The sequence below is a fragment of the Aquincola tertiaricarbonis genome, from assembly GCF_000969605.1.
In the GTDB taxonomy this organism is placed as follows: Bacteria; Pseudomonadota; Gammaproteobacteria; order Burkholderiales; family Burkholderiaceae_C; genus Aquincola; species Aquincola tertiaricarbonis.
Genome location: NZ_JZUE01000002.1, coordinates 308345 through 324205 on the forward strand (window position 1 = coordinate 308345; position 15861 = coordinate 324205).

Consider the following 15861-nt stretch of genomic DNA (forward strand, 5'->3'; position numbering starts at 1 on the left):
GCCCGAAGGCTACTTGGCGGCGCCCAGCCGCTGCCAGGTCTCGATCACCGTGTCGGGGTTCAGCGAGATCGACACGATGCCTTCCTGCGCCAGCCAGTCGGCGAAGTCCGGATGGTCGCTGGGCCCCTGGCCGCAGATGCCGACGTACTTGCCGGTGGCGCGGCAGGCGGCGATGGCGCGCGAGATCATGGCCTTGACGGCCGGATCCCGCTCGTCGAAGTCGCCGGCCAGCTGCTCCAGGCCGGAGTCGCGGTCCAGGCCCAGCGTCAGCTGCGTCAGGTCGTTCGAGCCGATGGACATGCCGTCGAAGTACTCGAGGAACTGCTCGGCCAGGATGGCGTTGCTCGGCACCTCGCACATCATGATCAGGCGCAGGCCGTCCTGGCCGCGCTTGAGGCCGTGCTCGGCCAGCATCTCGTTGACCTTGCGCGCCTGGGTCAGCGTGCGCACGAAGGGCACCATGATCTCGACGTTGGTCAGGCCCATGTCGTTGCGCACGCGCTTGAGCGCCTCGCACTCCATCGCGAAGGCGTCGCTGAAGTCGCCGCTGATGTAGCGCGACGCACCGCGGAAGCCCAGCATCGGGTTCTCTTCGTCGGGCTCGTAGCGCGAGCCGCCGATCAGCTTGCGGTACTCGTTGCTCTTGAAGTCCGACAGCCGCACGATCACCGTCTTGGGCCAGAAGGCACCGGCGATGGTGGCGATGCCCTCGACCAGCTTGTCGACGTAGAAGGCGCGCGGGCTGGCATGGCCCCGCGCCACCGATTCCACCGCCTTCTTCAGGTCGGCGTCGATGTTGGGGTAGTCGAGGATGGCCTTCGGATGCACCCCGATGTTGTTGTTGATGATGAATTCCAGCCGCGCCAGGCCCACGCCCGAATTCGGCATCTGGGCGAAGTTGAAGGCCAGCTGCGGGTTGCCCACGTTCATCATGATCTTGATGGGGCAGTACGGCAGGTCGACCGGCTCGACGTCGGACACGTCGGTGTCCAGCAGGCCGTCGTAGATGTAGCCGGTGTCGCCCTCGGAGCAGGCCACCGTCACCAGCGCGCCGTCGGCCAGCTTGTCGGTGGCATCGCCGCAGCCCACCACGGCCGGGATGCCCAGTTCACGCGCGATGATGGCCGCGTGGCAGGTGCGGCCGCCGCGGTTGGTGACGATGGCGCTGGCGCGCTTCATCACCGGCTCCCAGTTGGGGTCGGTCATGTCAGTGACCAGCACGTCGCCGGGCTGCACGCGTTCCATCTCGGTGATGGAGCTGACCAGCCGCACCGGGCCGGTACCGATCTTCTGGCCGATGGCGCGGCCTTCGGCCAGCACCGTGTTCTTGCTGGTGTCGCCGCGCAGCTTGTAGCGCTGCTCGACCTTGCCTTCGGCCTGGCTCATGACCGTCTCAGGGCGGGCCTGCAGGATGTAGAGCTTGCCGTCGCCGCCGTCCTTGCCCCACTCGATGTCCATCGGGCGGCCGTAGTGCTCCTCGATGATGAGGGCGTACCTGGCCAGCTCGGTCACATCGGCATCGTTGAGCGAATAACGGTTTCGCTGCTCGGGCGGCGTGTCCTCGGTCTTGACCAGCTTGCCGGAAGCCGCCTTTTCTTCGGGCGAGGCGAAGGTCATCTTGATGAGCTTGGAGCCCAGGTTGCGGCGGATGACGGCCAGCTTGCCGGCCTTGAGCGCCGGCTTGTGCACGTAGAACTCGTCGGGGTTGACGGCGCCCTGCACCACCGTCTCGCCCAGGCCGTAGCTGGAGGTGATGAAGACCACGTCCTTGAAGCCCGATTCGGTGTCGATGGTGAACATCACGCCCGCGGCGCCCAGGTCGGAGCGCACCATGCGCTGCACGCCGGCCGACAGCGCCACGTCGGCATGGGCGAAGCCCTTGTGCACGCGGTAGCTGATCGCGCGGTCGTTGTAGAGCGAGGCGAACACCTCCTTCATCTTCGACATGACCTCGGGCAGGCCGACGACGTTGAGGAAGGTTTCCTGCTGGCCGGCGAACGAGGCGTCGGGCAGGTCTTCGGCAGTGGCCGACGAGCGCACCGCGAACGAGGCGCCCGGGTTGCCGGCGGTCAGCTTCTCGAACTCGGCCGCGATGGCCTGCTCCAGGTCGGCGGGGAACGGCGTCTCTTCCACCCAGCGGCGGATCTCGGCGCCGGCATCGGCCAGCGCGCGCACGTCGTCGGTGTCCAGCGCCGCCAGGCGGGCGTTGATCTTCTTGTCCAGCCCGCCGTGCGACAGGAACTGGCGGAACGCGTGCGCCGTGGTGGCGAAGCCGCCGGGCACGCGCACGCCGGTGCTGGCGAGCTGGCTGATCATTTCGCCGAGGCTGGCGTTCTTGCCGCCGACCACCTCGACATCGGTCATTCTCAGTTGTTCGAACGGCGCGACCAGGGCGGTCGCCAGGTTGGGTTGGGACATGGGAAAACTCCGTGATGACAAGAAACCGGTGCTTCCGCTCGGCCGAGGACGCGCGCCACCCAGCCAGCCGTGCTGGTTGTTCGGGTTATGGGGCGGGGGCAGCGCATGGGCGTCGTGGCGTGGGAAGGAATTGGCGCCGATTCTAGTTTCGAAGCCGCACCGGAAGCGGGCCTTCGTGAAGTCCTTCGCGGCCTATGATCCATGTCCCCTTCCCTGCTGCCACAGCGCCCTGGCCATGCCCAATCGCTCCGTGTTTTTTGTGTCCGACGGTACCGGCATCACCGCCGAGACCTTCGGCAACTCGATCCTGGCGCAGTTCACGGCCAAGCCCCGGCGTGTGCGCCGCCCCTTCATCGACACGGAAGAGAAGGCCCGCCAGGTGGTGCTGGAGATCAACGAGGTGGCCGAGCGTGAGGGCAAGCCGCCCATCGTGTTCATCACGCTGGTCAACGAGGTGATCCGTGACGTGGTGACCGCGCCGGACTGCCGCGGCATGGTGTTCGACATGTTCCGCACCTTCGTCGAGCCGCTGGAGCACGAGTTCGGCATGAAGTCGAACCACCGGGTGGGGCGCTTCTCCGACGCGGCCAAGAGCCAGGAATACGACGACCGCATCGAGGCGATCAATTTCTCGCTGGCGCACGACGACGGGCAGTCGTCGCGCAACCTGGAGCTGGCCGACGTGATCCTGGTGGGCGTGAGCCGCAGCGGCAAGACGCCCACGTCGCTGTACCTGGCGATGCAGCACGGCATCAAGGCGGCCAACTATCCGCTGATCCCCGAGGACTTCGAGCGCAACAAGCTGCCCTCGGCGCTGGCGCCTTTCAAGGCCAAGTGCTTCGGTCTGTCGATCGACCCGGAGCGGCTGGCGCAGATCCGCAACGAGCGGCGGCCCGGCAGCAAGTACGCGGCGCTGGAGAACTGCCGCTACGAGGTGAACGAGGCCGAAGCGATGATGAAGCGCGAGGGCATCGGCTGGCTGAGCTCCACGCACAAGTCGATCGAGGAGATCGCCACCACGATCCTGCGGGACATCCGCCCCGACCGCCTGATCTACTGAAGCCGCCGCCTCGCCGATTCGTACAGGCACACGGCCGCCGCGGCGGCCACGTTCAGCGATTCCTCGCCGCCCGGCTGCGGAATGCGCACCGCCAGCGCGCAGCGCGCCATCAAGTCCGGCGCCACGCCGCGGCCTTCATGGCCCATCACCCAGGCGCAGGGCCAGGGCAGCTCGGCCTGGTGCAGCACGGCTTCGGTGTGCGAGCTGGTGGCCACCAGCGGCAGCTGCAGCGCCGCCAATGCATCCGCGTCCGCGCCCTCCACCAGCCGCAGCCCGAAATGCGCGCCCATGCCGGCCCGCAGCACCTTGGGCGACCACAGGGCCGCCGTGCCCCTGAGCGCCACCACCTGCTCAAAGCCGAGCGCCGCCGCGCTGCGCAGGATGCTGCCGACGTTGCCGGCATCCTGCAGCCGGTCCAGCACCACCGAGGGCACGCCCGGCTGGATGGCGGGCGAGGCCGGCGCCGCGACGACGAAGCCGATGGCGGCCGGCGACTCCAACGTGCTCAGCGACTTGAACAGCGCATCCGGCAGCAGGCTCACCTTGTCCGCCCAGCCGGCCAGGTCGCGCAGGCTGGGCTCGCGGGCCCAGGCACTTTCGCTGACCAGCGCCTGCTGGGCACGGCCGCCGCGCGACTGCAGCGCACGCGCCAGGTGGTCGCCCTCCAGCCACAGCAGGCCCAACTTGCGATAGCCGGCCGGGTCCTGCGCCAGCTTGCGCAGCTTGACCAGCAGCGGGTTGTCGCGCGAAGTGATCAGCGCCGGTTCGTTCATCGCGGCGTCGGCGGCATCGGCAGCACGCCCACCGGCGTCAGCACCTCGCGCACCGGCGCGAAGCTGCGGCGGTGCGCCTCGCAGGCGCCGTGGGTGCGCAGCGCATGCAGGTGGTCGGGTGTGCTGTAGCCCTTGTGCTCGTCGAAGCCGTAGAGCGGAAAGCGCTCGTGCAGCGCCCTGCAGCCGCGGTCGCGCGTGACCTTCGCGATGATCGACGCCGCCGAGATCGACTGCACCGTGGCGTCGCCGCCGATGATGGCCTCGGCATGCACCCGCAGCACCGGCAGCCGGTTGCCGTCCACCAGCACCTTGCCCGGCAGCAGCCGCAGGCCGTCGACCGCCCGGCGCATCGCCAGCATCGTGGCCTGCAGGATGTTGATCTGGTCGATCTCCTCCACCGTCGCCTCGCCCACGCTGCAGCACAGCGCGCGGGCGCGGATCTCCTCGTACAGCTCCTCCCGGCGGCGGGCGGTCAGCACCTTGGAATCGGCCAGGCCCTTGATCGGCCGCAGATCGTCCAGGATGACCGCTGCGGCCACCACCGGGCCGGCGAGCGGGCCGCGGCCGGCTTCGTCCACGCCGGCGACCAGGAGCCCGGGCACGTCCCAGGACAGGCCCAGCTGCTCAGCTTTCGAGGATTTGCGCGATGGCATCGGTGGCGGTGCGGCCGGTGTCCCGCCGCAACAGATGGTGGAGTTCTTCGAAGCGGCCGGTGACCGCCGCCATGCGGGCCGGCGCGTCCAGCCAGGCCAGCACATCGGCCGCCAGTGTCGCCGGTTGCGCAGCTTCCTGGATGCGCTCGGGCACCACGAAGTCGCGGCACAGGATGTTGGGCAGGCCCACCCAGGGCTGGTAGGCCATGCGCTTCATGATCTGCCAGCTGATCGCGTTCATGCGGTAGGCGATGACCATCGGCCGCTTGAACAGCGCCGCCTCCAGCGTGGCGGTACCGCTGGCGATCAGCGTGACGTCGCAGGCGGCCAGGGCCTCGTGCGAACGGCCGTCCAGCAGCGTCAGCGGCGCCTCAGGCGCATGCTGGCGCTGCAGCGGCTCCACCAGCTCCCGCAGGCCCGGCACCACCGGCAGCACGAAGCGCAGGTCGGGCCGCTGGCGGGCCAGCAGGGCCACGGTCTGCAGGAAGACGGGCGCGATCATCTCAATCTCGGAGCGGCGGCTGCCGGGCAGCACCGCCACCACCGGCGCATGGTCGGCCAGGCCCAGCGCGGCGCGCGCGGCCGCCCGCGGTGCCTGCAGCGCAATGGCATCGGCCAGCGGATGGCCGACGTAGGTGGCAGGCACGCCATGCGCGTGCAACAGCTCCGGCTCGAACGGGAACAGGCACAGCACATGGTCGGTGCTGGCCGCGATCTTCTTCACCCGCCCGCCGCGCCAGGCCCAGATCGAGGGGCACACGAAATGGATGGCCTTGATGCCTGCGGTCCTGAGCCGAGCTTCCAGGCCCAGGTTGAAATCGGGTGCATCGATACCGATGAAGGCATCGGGCCGTTGCTGCAACAGGCGCTCGGTCAGCTCGTCGCGGATGCGCGAGATGCCGCGGTAGTGGCGCAGCACCTCCACATAACCGCGCACCGCCAGCTTCTCGTGCGGCCACCAGGCCTGGAAGCCGTGGGTCGCCATGCGCGGGCCGCCGATGCCGGCCGCCTGCATGGCCGGCCAGCGCTGCTTCATGCCGCCCATCAGCAGACCGGCCAGCAGGTCGCCGGACGTCTCGCCCGCCACCATGCCGAACCGCGGAGCCTGCGCCGCGGTATCCACGGTCAGCGCGCGATGCCGCGGGTGGCGGCCTGCAGGAAGTCCAGCATCATCGCCACGTCGCCGGCCGCATCGGGCACGGTGGCGCTCAGGCCGGCGATCTCGGCGCGGGCCTCGTCCAGCGTCTGGCCCTTGCGGTACAGCGCCTTGTGCATCTGCTTGACGGCGTTCACCCGCTCGGCGTTGAAGCCGCGGCGCTTCAGCCCCACCGCATTGAAGCCGCGCACCGCCAGCGGATTGCCGTCCACCAGCATGTAGGGCGGCACGTCCTGCGTCACCGCGCTGGCAAAGCCGAGCATCGCGTAGGAGCCGATCTTCACGAACTGGTGGATGCCGGTCAGGCCGCCCACGGTCACGTAGTCGCCCACATGCACGTGGCCGGCGAAGGTGGCGTTGTTGGCCAGCGTGTTGTCGTTGCCCACCTGGCAGTCGTGGGCGATGTGCACGTAGGCCATCACCCAGTTGTCGTCGCCGATGCGGGTGACGCCCGCGTCCTGCGCGGAGCCGGTGTTGAAGGTGCAGAACTCGCGGATGGTGTTGCGGTGGCCGATGTGCAGTTCGGTGGGCTCACCCGCGTACTTCTTGTCCTGCGGCATGGCGCCCAGCGACACGAACTGGAAGATGCGGTTGTCGCGCCCGATCGTGGTGTGCCCTTCGATCACCGCATGCGGGCCCACCGTGGTGCCGGCGCCGATGCGCACATGCGGCCCGATGACCGCATACGGCCCCACGCTCACCGAAGGATCCAGCTCGGCCTTCGGGTCGACGATGGCGGTGGCGTGGATCGTGGTCATGCCACCTTGCGCATGGTGCACATCAGCTCGGCTTCCACGGCGGTTTCGCCGTCCACGCTGGCGCGGGTCTTGTACTTGTAGATGCCGGCCTTGGCGCGCTCGATGCTGGCTTCCAGCGTCAGCTGGTCGCCGGGCTCGACCACGCGCTTGAAGCGCGCACCGTCGATGCCCACGAAATACACCACCATGTCGTCGGTCAACTCCGCGTCCATCGACTCGAAGCTGAGCAGCGCGGCAGCCTGGGCCAGCGCTTCGAGCATCAGCACGCCGGGCATCACCGGCCGGTTGGGGAAGTGGCCCATGAAGAACGGCTCGTTGATGGTGACATTCTTGATGGCACGGATGCGCTTGCCCTTCTCGAGTTCCAGCACCCGGTCGACCAGCAGGATCGGGTAGCGGTGGGGCAGCTTCTTCAGGATCTGGTGGATGTCCATCATCGTCAAACGTTCTTCTTTTCGAGCGCCCGCACGCGGTCGCGCAAGGTATGCAGGTGACGCAGCGTGGCGGCGTTCTTCTCCCACGCGGCATTGTCATCGAAGGGAAACACGCCGCTGTACTGGCCTGGCTTGAGGATGGAGCGGGTGACCACCGTGGCCGCCGACACGTGCACGCCGTCGGCCAGCTGCAGGTGGCCCAAAATGATCGCGCCACCGCCCACGGTGCAGCCGGCACCGATGCGCGCGCTGCCGGCCACGCCCACGCAGCCGGCCATTGCGGTGTGGCGGCCGACGTGCACGTTGTGGCCGATCTGGATCAGGTTGTCGAGCTTGACGCCGTCTTCCAGCACCGTGTCGTCCAGCGCCCCGCGGTCGATGCAGGTGTTGGCACCGATCTCCACGTCGTCGCCGATGCGCACCGCGCCCAGCTGCTCGATCTTCTCCCAGCGGCCCTCGGTCGGCGCGAAGCCGAAGCCGTCGGCGCCGATCACCACGCCGCTGTGGAGGATGCAGCGGTCGCCCACCGAGCAGCCATCCCCCACCACCACGCGCGGCGCGATGCGGGTGTGCGCGCCGATGCGCACATCGCGGCCGATCACCGTCTGCGCACCGATCACTGCGCCCTCGCCCACCACCGCGCCGGGGCCGATGCACACCATGGGGCCGACGTGGGCCGTGCCATGCACCTGCGCCGCGGCGTCGACCACCGCGCTGGCATGCACGCCGGCGGCTTCGCGCGGGCGCGTCAGCTCGGCCCAGAGCTGCGTCAGCCGGGCGAAATACAAGTAGGGGTCGGGCGTGACGATGACGGCGCCACCGGCCGGCCGCGCCCTCGCCTCGTCGGCCTGCGCCGGCGCGACGACCACGCAGCCGGCCGAGGTGTCGGCCAGCTGCGAGCGGTAGCGGGGATTGGACAGGAAGCTCACCGTCGTGGCGGTGGCCCCTGCCAGCGGGCCGATGCGATCGAAGCGCATCGCCAGATCGCCGGTGACGTCGCCCCCCAGGCGGGCGGTGATGTCAGCGAGCGTGAGCGAGATCGTCATGCCAGCCAGCCCGGGCGCTGGCCGCGCATCACTTGCCGGCGTTCAGCGCGTCGATCACCTTCTTGGTGATGTCGACACGCGGGCCGGCAAAGACCACTTCCTGCAGGATGAGGTCGTACTTCTCGCTGTCGAAGATCTGCTTGATCACCTTGTTGGCGCGTTCCACCACCAGGGCCAGCTCTTCGTTCTTGCGGTTGTTGAGGTCTTCCTGGAACTCGCGGCGCTTGCGCTGGAAGTCCCGGTCCTGCTCCACCAGCTCGCGCTGGCGGCGGGTGCGCTCGGCTTCGCTCAGCGTGGGGGCTTCCTTGTCCAGCTTGTCGGAAGCGGCCTTGAGCCGGTTGGCCACCTCGGCCAGGTCCTTCTCGCGCTTGCCGAACTCGGCTTCCAGCTTGCTCTGCGCGGCCTTGGCGGGCGTGGCCTCGCGCAGCACGCGCTCGCTGTTGACGTAGCCGATCTTCAACTCCTGGGCCTGTGCGACCGAGCACGTCGCCCACAGCGACGCGGTTGCCACCGCGGCCGCCAACGTCTTCACCTTGTTCATCAAAACGCTGTCCCGATCTGGAATTGGAATTTCTGGATTCTATCGTTGCGTTCCTTGCGGATCGGCGCACCGAAGCTGAGCTTCAGCGGGCCCACCGGCGAGATCCACGACAGGCCGATACCGGCCGAGGCACGCAGCGTTCCGGCGTCCAGCGACTCATGTTCGCCCCACACGTTGCCCACGTCGGTGAAGCCGAAGATGCGCAAGGTCTTGTCGTTGCCGGCGCCCGGCACCGGCACGTACAGCTCGGCATTGAAGTTGATGCGGCGGTTGCCGCCGATGTAGGTGCCGGTCACGTCCACCGGGCCCAGCGAGCTCTGGTCGAACACCCGCACCGAGCCCAGGCCGCCGCCATAGAAGTTCTTGAAGATGGGATACGGCCGGCCGCCGATACCCTTGCCCCAGCCCAGTTCGCCGTTGAGGCCCAGCGTGAACTGCGGGCCCAGCGGGATGTACTGCTGGTACTGCGCATTGGCACGCACGTAGCGGGCATCGCCCAGCGCCGACAGCTCGACGTTCACGCGCTTGTAGCTGCCGGTGGTGGGCACCAGCGCGCTGTCACGCTGGTCGCGGGCCCAGCCCAGCGTCAGCGGCACGGTCAGGCTGCGTTCGCCGAACTGCTCGCGGTAGATCAGGTAACTGTTGGGCAGCGCGCCCGGGCCCTTGATCTGCGTGCTTTCCACGCCGATGCCGAAGAACACCGTGTCGTACTCGGAGAACGGCACGCCGAAGCGGATGGACGCGCCCGGCGTGGACAGCTCGTAGTCCACGCCCTGGCTGTTCAGCGGCTTGCTGGTGCGGTAGTACACATCGAAGGCCCGCGAGATGCCATCCATCGTGAAGTACGGATCCACCGTGGACAACACGATGTTGCGGTTGTACTTGCTGGTGTTGACCTCGATGCCCAGGTAGTTGCCCGAGCCGAAGACGTTTTCCTGCTTGATCGAGCCGGTCAGCGCCAGCTTGTCGGCGCTGGAGAAGCCGGCGCCCAGCATCAGGTTGCCGGTGGGTTTCTCCACCACGTTGATCGTCAGGTCCACCTGGTCGGCGGTGCCCGCCACCTCGTTGGTCTCGACGTTCACTTCCTTGAAGTAGCCCAGGCGGTCCACGCGGTCGCGCGAGAGCTTGATCTTCTGGCCGTCGTACCAGGCCGACTCGAACTGGCGGAACTCGCGGCGCACCACTTCGTCGCGCGTGCGAGTGTTGCCGGCCACGTTCACGCGGCGCACGTACACGCGGCGCTGCGGTTCCGCATTCAGCACCACCACCACCTGGCCGGTGGCGCGGTCGATCTCGGGGCGCTGCTCCACGCGGGCGAAGGCGTAGCCGAACAGGCCGAAGCGCTCGGTGAACAGGCGCGTGGTCTGGGCCACGTCTTCCGCGCGGTACGACTCGCCCGGCTTGATGCGCACCAGGTCCCTGAACTCCTGGTCGCGGCCCAGGTAGTCGCCCTCCAGCCGCACCGCGGTGACGGTGTAGCGCTGGCCTTCGCGCACGGAGATGGTGATGGAGATGTCCTGCTTGTCCGGCGAGATCGTGACCTGCGTGGACTCGACGACGAACTCCAGGTAGCCGCGGTTGGTGTAGTACGCGCGCAGGGCTTCCAGGTCGGCGTTGAGCTTGGTGCGCGAATAGCGGTCGCTCTTGGTGTACCAGGTCAGCCAACCGCCGGTGCTCTGCTCGAACAGGCCCAGCAGCGTGCTCTCCGAGAATGCCTTGGCGCCGACGATGCGGATTTCCTTGATCTTGGCGGCTTCACCTTCAGTCATGGTGAAGGTGACATCCACGCGGTTGCGCTCCAGCGGGGTGATGGTGGTCACCACCTCGGCGCCGTACAGGCTGCGGGTGAGGTACTGGCGCTTGATCTCCTGCTCGGCCCGGTCGATCACCGCGCGGTCGAAGGGCAGGCCTTCGCCGATGCCGGCGTCCTTCAGCGACTTGGTCAGCGTGTCCTTGTCGAACTCCTTCAAGCCGATGAAGTTGACCGAGGAGATCACCGCGCGCTCATCGGCGATGACCACGAGCACGTCGCCTTCCACCTCGATGCGCACGTCCTTGAACAGGCCGGTGGCGAACAGCGCACGCAGGCCGGCCGCGCCCTTTTCGTCGGTGTAGGTATCGCCGATGCGGAACGGCAGCGCGGCGAAGACGGTGCCGGGGTCGGTGCGCTGCAGGCCTTCGATGCGGATGTCCCTCAGCGTGAAGGGTTCGACGGCCAGCGCCGGCAGCGCGGCCAGGCCGCAGGCCAGGGCCACGCAGGCAGCCACCGGCCGCAGCGGGCTCGGGCAAAAGAATGAATGCATCGGGGGAAACGCTTCAGTGCAGGCCCAGGAGGCGGGCCACATCGTTGGAAAGGGCGAGGGACATCAGCAGCAGCATGATGAAGGCGCCGCCACGTTGCAGCCACTTGAGCCACAACTCGGAGACCGGGCGCCCGGTCAGACCCTCGAAAAGATAATACATGAGGTGCCCGCCATCGAGCATGGGCAGCGGCAGCAGGTTGAGCACCCCCAGGCTCACGCTCACCAGCGCCAGGAAGGCGAGGTAGTCGGGCAGGCCGCGCTGCACCGACTGGCCGGCATAGTCGGCGATGGTCAGCGGGCCGGAGAGGTTCTTCAGCGATGCCTCGCCGACCAGCATGCGGCCCATCATCTTCAGCGTGAGGACCGAGACCTCCCAGGTGCGCGCCGCGCCATTCACCAGGCCTTCGACCGGCCCGCGCTGCACGTTGACCATCTGCGGCGGCTGGCCCACGAAGGCGTCGATGCGACCGATCGCGGTGCTGCCTTCGGTGGCCACGCGAGGCTCCACCGTCAGCTCAAGGTTGCGACCCTGGCGTTCCACCGTCCACGACTGTGGCACCGACGCGCCTTGGCGCACGCCCTGGCGGATGCGCTCGCGCAGCGCCTGGGCATCGCCGATGGGTTGGCCGTCCACGCGCAGCACGCGGTCGCCTTCCATCAAGCCGGCACGTGCCGCCGGGCCGGCCGGCTTCACCTCGCCCAGCACCGGCTCGCTGTACGGTGCGCCGATGCCGATCTGTCGCACCATCGCCGCGTCCATGTCCTGGCCTGCCACGCGGTCCAGTTCCAGCACCACGGTGCGGCTGCGGTGGCCACCGGGCTCACCCACCAGCATGTGCAGCCGCTCGCCCTGCACCGCGGCCTGGGTGACACGCCAGCGCAGGTCGGTGAGCGAGGCCACGTCCTGCCAGTCCTGGCCGTCGCTGGACAGCGCCGTCACCTCGTCACCGGCCCGCAGGCCGGCGCGCTCGGCCAGGCTGCCGGCCACCGGCGCGGACAGGATGGCGCGCGGCTCATCCACGCCGATCCACTGCGCGGCCGCATACAGCACCACCGCCAGCAGCAGGTTGGCCGCCGGACCGGCCGCGACGATGGCCGCGCGCTGGCGCAGCGACTTGCGGTTGAAGGCCTGGTCCTGCTCGTCGGGCGACACCGGGCCTTCGCGCTCGTCCAGCATGCGCACGTAGCCGCCCAGCGGCAGCGCGCTGAGCACGAACTCGGTGCTGTCCGGCGTGGCCTGGCGGCGCCACAGCACGCGGCCGAAGCCCACCGAGAAGCGCAGCACCTTCACGCCGCAGGCGCGTGCCACGCGGTAGTGGCCGTATTCGTGGATGACGATGAGCACGCCCAGCGTCAGCAGGAAGGCCAGCACGGTGGTCATGAGGCCACCCCGCGCACCAGCTGCCGTGCATGGGCACGCGCCGCCTCGTCCAGCGCCAGAAGGTCGTCCAGCGCGGGCTGCGCCGGCAAGGCCGGCTGCACCGCCTCCACCGTCGCGGCATTGATGCGGTGGATGTCCATGTACCCGGTACGGCCGGCGAGGAAGGCCTCCACGGCCACCTCGTTGGCGGCATTCAGCACCGTGGTGCTGCCCTCGGCCGCGCGCAGGGCGTCCCAGGCCAGGTACAGGCCGGGGAAGCGCTGCCGGTCCGCCGGGGAGAAGCTGAGCGACGACAGCGTGAGGAAGTCGAGCTGCGACGCGCCGGACTCGATGCGCTCCGGAAAGGCCAGGCCATACGCGATCGGCACCCGCATGTCGGGCGTGCCCAGTTGCGCCAGCACCGAGGCATCGCGGCACACCACCATCGAATGGATGATGCTCTGCGGATGGATCACCACGTGGATCTGCTCGGGCGCGAGGTCGAACAGCCAGCGCGCCTCGATCACCTCCAGCGCCTTGTTCATCATCGTTGCCGAATCGACCGAGATCTTGCGCCCCATCACCCAGTTGGGATGGGCGCAGGCCTGGTCGGGCGTGATGTCGGCCAGCGTGGCCGGATCGCGGTCGCGGAACGGCCCGCCCGAGGCGGTGAGCACGATGTGGTCCATGCGCTGGGCCCAGGCGCTGCGGTCTTCCGGCAGGCACTGGAAGATGGCCGAGTGCTCGCTGTCGATCGGCAGCAGCGTGGCACCGCCCTGTTTGACCGCCTGCATGAACAGCGCGCCGCCGACCACCAGCGCCTCCTTGTTGGCCAGCAGCAGCCGCTTGCCGGCGCGGGCCGCGGCCAGGCACGGCGGCAGGCCGGCGGCGCCGACGATGGCGGCCATCACCGCATCCACCTCGGGGTGGCTGGCCAGGTCGCAGAGGGCCTGCTCGCCCTGCAGCACCTCGGTGGCGATGCCTTCGGCGCGCAGCTTGTCGCGGAGCTGCCCGGCCAGCGTGGCCGACGGCATGGCCGCATAACGCGGCCGCCAGCGCGCGCACTGGGCGGCCAGCTCGTCCACCTTGGCATGGGCGGTGAGCGCGAACACCTCGAAGCGCTCCGGGTGGCGGGCCATGACGTCCAGTGTGCTGGTGCCGACCGAGCCGGTGGAGCCGAGGATGGTGATGCGCTGGCGATGGGTCATGGGAACAGGAGGCTCAGAGAGTGGCCAACGCGATGGCGATGGGCAGCACCGGCAGCAGCGCGTCGATGCGATCGAGCACGCCGCCGTGGCCGGGCAGCAGCTGGCTGCTGTCCTTGGCGCCGGCGGCCCGCTTGACCAGGGATTCAAACAGGTCGCCGGCCACGCTCATCGCGGTCAGCACCATCAGGGCCAGCAGCGCCAGCGGCCAGCCCAGGCGGGCCGGCAGCAGGCTGTACAGGCTGGGCGATGCAGGCGTGAAGTGCGCATCGGCCAGCGACCACAGCACCGCCAGCAGCAGCACGCCGACCACGCCACCGTACACGCCCTCCCAGCTCTTGCCAGGGCTGATGGTGGGGGCCAGCTTGCGCCGGCCGAAGGCGCGGCCGCTGAAGTAGGCGGCGATGTCGGCCATCCACACCAGGCAGAAGACAGACAACAGGAAGTTCAGGCCCAGCGCCTTGCCCTGCGTCATCGCCAGCCAGGCCACGCACAGCAGCGCCACGCCCAGCACCCAGCGCAGGGCGGCTGGCGTCTTTGGCCAGCCGGCTGGACCGGCCCGCAGCACCAGCGCCACGCCCACGATCCAGGCCACCGCCACCAGCGGCCAGGCGCCGAAGGCGGTGCCGGTCCACCAGGCCGCCGCGCAGATCAGCGCCACGGCCGCGCCCACGAGCACGGCACCGCCCGCCAGACCGTTGAGCCGGCCCCATTCCCAGCCGGCCGCGGCAACCATCACCAGCGTGAGCAGGCCGAAGGGCCAGGGACTGGAGGCGAACAAGGCGGGCAGCAGCACTGCAAGCAGCACCACCGCCGTGATCACGCGCTGCTTGAGCATGGACTGCGACGACTTCTAGTTGCCGACGGCAAGGGACGCCGCCGGCGCGGGCTTGACGCCACCGAAGCGGCGATCGCGTTCGGCATAGGCGGAGATGGCGGCGTCGAGTTCGGCTTCACCAAAATCGGGCCACAGGCAATCGGAGAAATGCAGCTCCGAATAGGCGATTTGCCACAGCAGGAAGTTGCTGATGCGCACTTCGCCGCCGGTGCGGATGAACAGGTCCGGGTCGGGCGCAAAACCCATCGCCATGTACTGGCCGAGCTTGCGCTCGTCCAGCGCATCGGCCGGCACGCCGTCGCGGATGGCCTGCTGCGCGGCCTGCACCACGTCCCAGCGGCCCCCATAGTTGAACGCCACGATCAGCGTGATGCGCTGGTTGTGGGCGGTGGTGGATTCCACCTGCTCCCAGGCCTGCCGCACCTTGTCCGACACCGCCGAGCGATCGCCCACGATGCGGATGCGCACGCCTTCGCGCGCCAGCTTGCCGAGGTACTTGGACACCGCCACCAGCACCAGGCCCATCAGCCCCGAGACCTCTTCGGTCGGGCGCTTCCAGTTCTCGGTGGAGAAGGCGAACACGGTGAGGTACTCGACGCCGCGGTCGGCGCAGGCCTGCACCGTGCGCACCAGCGCATCGACCCCCTGCTTGTGGCCGAAGAAACGCGGCATGAAGCGCTTCTTGGCCCATCGGCCGTTGCCATCCATCACGATGGCCACATGGCGCGGAACGGAGGCGCTCACGCTCAAACCGCCAGGATCTCGGCTTCCTTGGCCTGGGTCAGGCGGTCGATCTCGGCGATCGTGCGGTCGGTGAGCTTCTGCACGTCGTCCTGGGCGCGGCGCTCGTCGTCTTCGCTGATGGCCTTGTCCTTGACCAGCTTCTTCAGTTGGTCGTTGGCATCGCGGCGCAGGTTGCGCACGGCCACCTTGGAATCCTCGCTGGCGTGGCGCACGACCTTGGTCAGGTCCTTGCGGCGCTCTTCAGTCAGCGCGGGCATCGGCACGCGGATCAGGTCGCCCTGCGAAGCCGGGTTCAGGCCCAGGTCGCTTTCACGGATGGCCTTCTCGATCTTCGGCCCCATGCCCTTCTCCCAGGGCTGCACGCTGATCGTGCGGGCATCGATCAGGGTGACGTTGGCCACCTGGCTGATGGGCACCTGCGAGCCGTAGTACTCCACCTGCACCTGGTCCAGGATGCCCGGGTGGGCGCGGCCGGTACGGATCTTCTGCAGCTCGGACTTGTAGGACTCGATGGACTTGGCCATCTTGCCTTCGGCGGTTTTCTTGATGTCGGCAACGGTCATGACAATTCC

The 15861-nt window shown here is 68.7% G+C and carries 15 protein-coding genes; 1 reads left to right on the top strand and 14 read right to left on the bottom strand.

Annotation, left to right across the window (positions count from 1 at the left end):
- Window positions 1-9: 9 nt before the first annotated feature.
- Window positions 10-2418, bottom strand: coding sequence for a phosphoenolpyruvate synthase (gene ppsA / locus VO99_RS03680; protein ID WP_046111436.1), 2409 nt, complete (start codon window positions 2416-2418; stop codon window positions 10-12).
- 235 nt (window positions 2419-2653) lie between these two features.
- Between ppsA and ppsR the strand changes: the two genes are divergently transcribed.
- Window positions 2654-3478 carry a posphoenolpyruvate synthetase regulatory kinase/phosphorylase PpsR gene (gene ppsR / locus VO99_RS03685; protein WP_046111437.1) on the top strand — a complete coding sequence of 275 codons (825 nt, stop codon included), beginning with the start codon at window positions 2654-2656 and terminating at the stop codon, window positions 3476-3478.
- Here ppsR and VO99_RS03690 read toward each other — a convergent pair.
- From VO99_RS03690 to frr, 13 genes are read right to left on the bottom strand one after another with little or no spacing between them, the layout of a single operon-like run.
- Window positions 3472-4251 (bottom strand): TrmH family RNA methyltransferase, encoded by a 780-nt coding sequence (locus tag VO99_RS03690; RefSeq protein ID WP_046111438.1) that lies wholly within the window; start codon window positions 4249-4251, stop codon window positions 3472-3474. The two genes, ppsR and VO99_RS03690, sit on opposite strands and share 7 nt — an antisense overlap.
- Window positions 4248-4904, bottom strand: a complete 657-nt coding sequence (gene rnhB, locus VO99_RS03695) for a ribonuclease HII (RefSeq protein ID WP_046111439.1) — start codon at window positions 4902-4904, stop codon at window positions 4248-4250. The genes VO99_RS03690 and rnhB overlap by 4 nt, the downstream gene beginning before the upstream one ends.
- Complete coding sequence (gene lpxB, locus VO99_RS03700; RefSeq protein ID WP_046111551.1) at window positions 4876-5994, bottom strand: lipid-A-disaccharide synthase; 1119 nt, start codon at window positions 5992-5994, stop codon at window positions 4876-4878. The genes rnhB and lpxB overlap by 29 nt, the downstream gene beginning before the upstream one ends.
- Before the next feature lie 35 nt (window positions 5995-6029).
- Entirely contained in the window at window positions 6030-6818 is a 789-nt protein-coding gene (lpxA, locus tag VO99_RS03705) for an acyl-ACP--UDP-N-acetylglucosamine O-acyltransferase (protein WP_046111440.1), read from the bottom strand.
- Window positions 6815-7255 carry a 3-hydroxyacyl-ACP dehydratase FabZ gene (gene fabZ, locus VO99_RS03710; RefSeq protein ID WP_046111441.1) on the bottom strand — a complete coding sequence of 147 codons (441 nt, stop codon included), beginning with the start codon at window positions 7253-7255 and terminating at the stop codon, window positions 6815-6817. Before fabZ ends, lpxA begins: the two co-directional genes overlap by 4 nt.
- 2 nt (window positions 7256-7257) lie before the next feature.
- Window positions 7258-8292: a UDP-3-O-(3-hydroxymyristoyl)glucosamine N-acyltransferase gene (gene lpxD / locus VO99_RS03715; protein ID WP_046111552.1), complete on the bottom strand. Its 1035-nt coding sequence runs from the start codon at window positions 8290-8292 to the stop codon at window positions 7258-7260.
- 34 nt (window positions 8293-8326) lie between these two features.
- Window positions 8327-8839 (bottom strand): OmpH/Skp family outer membrane protein, encoded by a 513-nt coding sequence (locus tag VO99_RS03720; protein WP_198156859.1) that lies wholly within the window; start codon window positions 8837-8839, stop codon window positions 8327-8329.
- Complete coding sequence (gene bamA / locus VO99_RS03725) at window positions 8839-11142, bottom strand: outer membrane protein assembly factor BamA (RefSeq protein WP_052736070.1); 2304 nt, start codon at window positions 11140-11142, stop codon at window positions 8839-8841. Before bamA ends, VO99_RS03720 begins: the two co-directional genes overlap by 1 nt.
- A 13-nt stretch (window positions 11143-11155) precedes the next feature.
- Complete coding sequence (rseP, locus tag VO99_RS03730) at window positions 11156-12523, bottom strand: RIP metalloprotease RseP (RefSeq protein ID WP_046111442.1); 1368 nt, start codon at window positions 12521-12523, stop codon at window positions 11156-11158.
- The gene (gene ispC / locus VO99_RS03735) at window positions 12520-13710 is read right to left on the bottom strand and encodes a 1-deoxy-D-xylulose-5-phosphate reductoisomerase (RefSeq protein WP_046111443.1); all 1191 of its coding nucleotides are present in this window, start codon (window positions 13708-13710) and stop codon (window positions 12520-12522) included. Before ispC ends, rseP begins: the two co-directional genes overlap by 4 nt.
- Before the next feature lie 13 nt (window positions 13711-13723).
- Window positions 13724-14545, bottom strand: coding sequence for a phosphatidate cytidylyltransferase (locus tag VO99_RS03740; protein ID WP_046111444.1), 822 nt, complete (start codon window positions 14543-14545; stop codon window positions 13724-13726).
- Between the two features lie 15 nt (window positions 14546-14560).
- Window positions 14561-15295, bottom strand: coding sequence for a polyprenyl diphosphate synthase (uppS, locus tag VO99_RS03745; protein WP_083440336.1), 735 nt, complete (start codon window positions 15293-15295; stop codon window positions 14561-14563).
- Window positions 15292-15852: a ribosome recycling factor gene (frr, locus tag VO99_RS03750; RefSeq protein WP_046111445.1), complete on the bottom strand. Its 561-nt coding sequence runs from the start codon at window positions 15850-15852 to the stop codon at window positions 15292-15294. Before frr ends, uppS begins: the two co-directional genes overlap by 4 nt.
- Window positions 15853-15861 lie beyond the last annotated feature (9 nt).